The sequence below is a fragment of the Pseudomonas sp. MD195_PC81_125 genome (assembly GCF_014060985.1).
Lineage (GTDB): Bacteria > Pseudomonadota > Gammaproteobacteria > Pseudomonadales > Pseudomonadaceae > Aquipseudomonas > Aquipseudomonas parakoreensis.
The window spans coordinates 1-4,916 of record NZ_JABULD010000179.1 but is presented as its reverse complement, the minus strand read 5'-3'; the positions used below and the strand labels follow the sequence as shown (position 1 = coordinate 4,916).

Here is a 4,916-nt window from a genome sequence, read left to right as displayed (position 1 = left end):
TATCCCGATGGACTGGCGCAGCAGGCCCTCTTCCGGGGACGCTGCGCAACTCATCGGGGATAAATCCCCTCGCCACAAGGTTTACTCGGGGGCAGATTTCAGGCAAAAAAAAGCCAGCACTTAAGCTGGCTTGAGATGTTCGGTATTACTCAGGACGCGTCTGCGGCCATCTCGGCGTCGTGAGCAATCAGCGACACCAGAGCGTTCTGTTGACGGTGCGACAGCTGACGGAAGCGTTGCAGCAGCTCACGCTCGTGCAGCGACAGCTCCGGACTGTCCAGGCGCATGCTCAGTTCTTCGCCCAGTGCGCCTTCCTGAATAAGACTCTGCTCAAGACGCGCAATGATTTCGGAGTTCATGCTGCGATGATGATTGCGAGCCACCTCGGCAATGCGTTCACGCATTCCGTCTGGCAGACGTACGACAAACTTGTCAGCCGTACGGCTGGAATAAATTGCCTGTTTCAATGGGCGCATATATTTAACCGGTTAGTTCAGGGGAGCGGTTCTCGGGATTGGCCGCAGGATGTGTGATAGGACAAGCATCCGCGCCAAATGGTTCAACCTGAATTGTTAAGAGGCCCGCATCATGCCTCAAAATTGCCAGATCATTGGCGTCAATTCTGTGACAAATATTGAGCTGGGTAAAGGCGTAATGCCAGCACCAATTATCAGAAATGCGGACTGGTTTGAAAACTTTGCCTTGGCCCGCATCACTGGCCGCTTCCTGTTGCACATCTATTGATGCCCTAAGACGTCAGAACGTGCATGCTGTGCGGCTTTCAATCCTTGTTCCCTACTTGTACAGGATAGTGGCAATTTGCCGATTTACTAGGGCAAACCCCCATTGGAGGGCGTTTTCAGGATGGATGGCAGGCTTATTTATCTGATGGGACCCTCCGGTTCAGGCAAGGACAGCCTGATCGAGGCCGCGCGTGAACCATTGCGCCGGTTGAACTGCGACATCATCCGCAGGGTGATTACCCGATCAGCGGAATCGGTGGGTGAAGATGCCATTGGCGTAACACCCGAAGAATTCGAACGACGTCAGCAGGCCAGGGATTTCTCGCTATCCTGGCACGCCAACGGGCTGGATTACGGCATCCCGGCAGAAATGGATGAACGGTTACGTGCAGGGCGATTCGTGCTGGTAAATGGCTCACGGGCCAATTTGCGTCAGGCGCATGAGCGCTATCCGACATTGCTGCCGGTGCTGCTGACCGTCAAGGATGAGGTTTTGCGTGAGCGCCTGCTCAGGCGTGGCCGGGAAACACCTGAGCAGATTGATGCGAGGCTGGCGCGCAATGCGCAGTTCAAGGATAGAAGGGCCACTGACTTGCCCGTGCATCTGATCGACAACTCGGGCGACCTGACAGCCGCGGTCAAGCAACTGCTGGACTTGATCCGGCTTAACGCAGCACCGGATCAAACTTGATCTTGCGCCCGGCCACCAGGGCCAGCACAAACAACACTGCAAACACGCCGCAGCCAATCAGCGGCAGGGTGACTTCGGTTTCCTCGAACAGCGAAAAATGCACAACGCCACTCAATAAGGCGAGGATCAGAAATCCTGCGGCTGATTTGGACATGCTGTACTCCTGAAGATATTTCAAAAAACCAGACGTTCGGTGTCGCGCGTCGGCAGTGCTTGCTCAGGCTGATTGACTGCCTGCGCCGCGAAGTCGCCCTGATCGCTCAGCACCGCCAACTGCGGCGCTTTCTGTACCTGTAAGTAATGCGGCATACGCTGAGCCACCGGTTCAGCACGCTCTGGAGCAAAATGAAAGCCAACCAAAACCGCCAGTGCGATTGCGTTTGCAAGCAAGAGAGTGCTGTTCATGGGGCGGACTCCGTTTGTTCTGTTATACGAACAGACAAAGCACCCGGCGTGCCAACAGTCTAACCGCTGTGAAGTCCTTTAAAAACAAGCATTTGCAAGGGTTTTTCCCAAGTGTCGGGTTGCAATCTGCAATGATGGCTTTTTGCGGCAGTGCAAATTGCACGGTAAATGTTCCCGCAGCATTGCAAGGCGCCTGCCTACACTTAAAAAACCCATGGACGACATGACAAACCAAGGGCTGGCCGTTAACATGCTCGCCGTCCGTCGCGCCGTGTCCGGCCGCGACAACCCAGTGTCTCAGTAGCTCAATTGGATAGAGCATCCCCCTCCTAAGGGGAAGGTTGGCAGTTCGAACCTGCCCTGGGACACCATCCATTCCGGACGCTGAATGCGTCTACTAAAAAGCCTCGAGCAGAATTATCTTTCGGGGCTTTTTTTCATGCGCTGATGGTCAGGCTGATTCGAGCGGTGGCGCGGTTCGTCATCAGACATTCTCATCAGCAGATTCTTCCACAAGGAATCTTGAACCCCTCCACTTCAGAGAACCCCACCCCTTGCCGATAACTCATTCGGCGACCTCAGACTCGCACGAAATCGCTTGATAGCATTTGGCCTCCAGCTATCATCTGCGCGCTTGTGAAAACGCCCCCGGTTCACCTACTTCAATTGCCTGGAAATCCTCGATGCTGTCGTATCACCAAAAGAGTTTTCTGATCGTCGATGATTTCTCGGATTTCCGCAGTTCCGTACGTTCTATGCTGCGCGAGCTGGGGGTCAAGGATGTGGACACCGCTGATACCGGCGAGCAGGCGCTGAAGATGTGCGCGCAGAAGTCCTATGATTTTATCCTGCAGGATTTCCACCTCGGTGACGGCAAGAAGAACGGTCAGCAGGTGCTGGAAGATCTGATGTCGGAAAAGCTCATCAGCCATGAAGCGGTGTTTGTCATGGTCACGGCCGAGACCAGTCAGGCCATGGTGCTCAGCGCCCTGGAGCACGAGCCGGATGCTTACCTGACCAAGCCGTTCAACCGCTCCGGCTTGGCCCAGCGCCTGGAGCGTCTGGAGCAGCGCAAGACGTTGCTCAAACCGATTCTGCAAGCCCTTGATCGCGGCAAGCCGGTTGAGGTGCTCAATGCCTGTATTGCGCTGTGCAAGCAGGACATCCGTTATTCGCCGCTGTGCCTGCGTTATCGCGCCGATGCGCTGCGCGACATGAATCAGAACGAAGCGCTGGAACGCCTCTACGACAGCATCATCGCTGACCGGCCGTTGCCGTGGGCGTTTGCCGGGCTGGGCAAGTTGCTGTTCAAGCGTGGGCAAGTGGCGCAGGCCAAGGATGTTTACGAAAAGGCGCTGAAAGTGTTCCCGATGATGCCGGCGTTGTACGACGGCATGGCTGATGTGCTAGTCGCCGAGGGCGATAGCAAAGGCGCGCAGCGGGTGCTGGAGGAGGCGATTCGTTTGTCGCCGCTGGCGGTGCGCCGGCAAGCGTTGCTCGGCAAACTGGCGATGGCCAACGAGGATTTCGACACCGCTTCCCGGGCGTATCGCCAGGCAGTGGCGCAGGGGGCGCAGTCGCGGTTCAAGGATCCGGAAAGCAACCTTGGCCTGGCCCATGCCTTGATCAGCAAGGGCAGTGAGCGCGGCCTCGACACGCGCACGCGGCTGGAGATCAACACCACGCTCAGCGCGGTCGCCAAAGAGAACCCGTCTGACCCGGGCCTGCAGATTCGTGCGCGGCTGATGAAGGCCACCAGTCTGTTGCTCAACGATGCCGAGACCGCTGACAAGCTCACCGAACAAGCGCTGATGCGCCTCGACGGCATGGAACAGTTCATGAGCCCTGAAGCGGCGCTGCTGGTCGCCAAGCAATTGCAGATGCTTGGTCAGGCCGAGGCGGGCACTTCGATGCTCAAGAGCTGTGCGGAGATCTACGGTGACGATCCGGCGGTGATGAAAGACATCGCCAAGCTCACCGACGACCCGACTATCCTCAGTTCGAGCAACGCCGCTGCCGACCTCAACCGGCAGGGCGTACGTGTGTACAAGACCGGCAACCTGGTGGAAGCCCGCGAGGTGTTCCGCAAGGCGCTGAAGATGCAACCGAAGAACATCAGTATCGCGCTGAACATGGCCCAGTCGCTGCTGCATGGCACCGACACCAGTGTGCCGTCGGCGGAGCTGGAAGAATGTCGGGCCTGCCTGAAAATGGTCGGCCTGATGCCCGACACCGACGCGCGCTATGCGCGTTATCAGAAGCTGAAAAGCAAGGCGTTTGGCGAATGAACCAATTTGATCCGGCTCTGGATTTCTCCACGGTGATCGCCTCCACCGTTCACGACATGAAGAACTCGCTGGCGATGCTGACGCAGGCCCATAGCCAGTGGCTGGCGCGTTTACCTGAGGCTCAGCGGCAAAGCGCGGAGCAGGGCGTGATCGACTTCGAGTTTGCCCACCTCAACGGCATGCTGGTGCAGTTGCTTGGGCTGTACAAGCTCGGCGTCAACCAGTTGCCGCTGCAACCGGCGTATCACGAGCTGGATGATTTCATCGAGGCGCAACTGGCCGCGCACCAGGAGGTGTTTGCCAGTCGCGGGATCATTGCTACCTATGAAGTCGATCCGCTGAGCCCGCTGGGTTTCTTCGATCGTGAGTTGGTTGCGTCGGTGCTGGGCAACTGCATCAACAACGCCATTCGTTATGCCCGCGAGTCGCTGCTGATTACCGTCAGCGACGAAGCCGGGCAACTGGTGTTGAGCATCAACGATGACGGCGACGGTTACCCGGTCGAGATGCTCGAGCGTCAGGCGGATTACGTGCAGGGCATCAATCACGGCAGCGGCAGCACGGGTCTGGGTCTGTATTTCGCCAACCGCATTGCTGCGTTGCATCAGCGCAACGGCGTGGTCGGGCACACCGAAATTCGCAATGGCGGGCCATTGGGTGGCGGGGTCTTCAGCCTCTACCTGCCTGAAGGCATGCCCCCGTGTAGGAGCTGCCGCAGGGCTGCGATCTTTTTTGATCTTTCAAAAAAACAAAAGTCAAAAAAGGTCGCACCCGCGGCAGCTCCTACAG

General features: G+C 57.4%; 5 protein-coding genes, 1 tRNA gene and 1 pseudogene. 4 read left to right on the top strand and 3 right to left on the bottom strand.

Annotation, left to right across the window (positions count from 1 at the left end):
- Positions 1-149 precede the first annotated feature (149 nt).
- Positions 150-476: an Arc family DNA-binding protein gene (locus tag HT737_RS07775; RefSeq protein WP_003178899.1), complete on the bottom strand. Its 327-nt coding sequence runs from the start codon at positions 474-476 to the stop codon at positions 150-152.
- Between the two features lie 388 nt (positions 477-864).
- Here HT737_RS07775 and phnN point away from each other — a divergent pair, with 388 nt between their 5' ends.
- Entirely contained in the window at positions 865-1,434 is a 570-nt protein-coding gene (gene phnN, locus HT737_RS07770; protein WP_182402083.1) for a phosphonate metabolism protein/1,5-bisphosphokinase (PRPP-forming) PhnN, read from the top strand.
- On the opposite strand, the gene HT737_RS07765 is transcribed toward phnN, so the two are convergent.
- Both HT737_RS07765 and HT737_RS07760 read right to left on the bottom strand, forming a co-directional pair.
- The gene (locus HT737_RS07765) at positions 1,409-1,588 is read right to left on the bottom strand and encodes a PA3371 family protein (protein WP_047295827.1); all 180 of its coding nucleotides are present in this window, start codon (positions 1,586-1,588) and stop codon (positions 1,409-1,411) included. The two genes, phnN and HT737_RS07765, sit on opposite strands and share 26 nt — an antisense overlap.
- A 20-nt stretch (positions 1,589-1,608) precedes the next feature.
- A complete protein-coding gene (locus tag HT737_RS07760) occupies positions 1,609-1,839 on the bottom strand; it encodes a hypothetical protein (RefSeq protein WP_182402081.1) in 231 nt (76 codons plus the stop codon).
- Positions 1,840-2,133: 294 nt separating this feature from the next.
- Between HT737_RS07760 and HT737_RS07755 the strand changes: the two genes are divergently transcribed.
- The 3 genes and pseudogenes from HT737_RS07755 to HT737_RS07745 form a co-directional block, all read left to right on the top strand.
- A tRNA-Arg gene (locus HT737_RS07755) sits at positions 2,134-2,210 on the top strand.
- Positions 2,211-2,522: 312 nt separating this feature from the next.
- Positions 2,523-4,127, top strand: coding sequence for a tetratricopeptide repeat-containing response regulator (locus tag HT737_RS07750; RefSeq protein WP_095668545.1), 1,605 nt, complete (start codon positions 2,523-2,525; stop codon positions 4,125-4,127).
- A pseudogene (locus HT737_RS07745) lies at positions 4,124-4,813 on the top strand (sensor histidine kinase); the annotation flags it as partial. The gene HT737_RS07750 and the pseudogene HT737_RS07745, both read left to right, overlap by 4 nt.
- Between the last annotated feature and the right edge of the window lie 103 nt (positions 4,814-4,916).

Excerpts from the sequence above, each read along its gene's own strand:
- HT737_RS07775 (WP_003178899.1), bottom strand. The coding sequence starts at position 476 with ATGCGCCCATTGAAACAGGCAATTTATTCCAGCCGTACGGCTGACAAG.
- phnN (WP_182402083.1), top strand. The coding sequence starts at position 865 with ATGGATGGCAGGCTTATTTATCTGATGGGACCCTCCGGTTCAGGCAAG.
- HT737_RS07765 (WP_047295827.1), bottom strand. The coding sequence starts at position 1,588 with ATGTCCAAATCAGCCGCAGGATTTCTGATCCTCGCCTTATTGAGTGGC.
- HT737_RS07760 (WP_182402081.1), bottom strand. The coding sequence starts at position 1,839 with ATGAACAGCACTCTCTTGCTTGCAAACGCAATCGCACTGGCGGTTTTG.
- HT737_RS07750 (WP_095668545.1), top strand. The coding sequence starts at position 2,523 with ATGCTGTCGTATCACCAAAAGAGTTTTCTGATCGTCGATGATTTCTCG.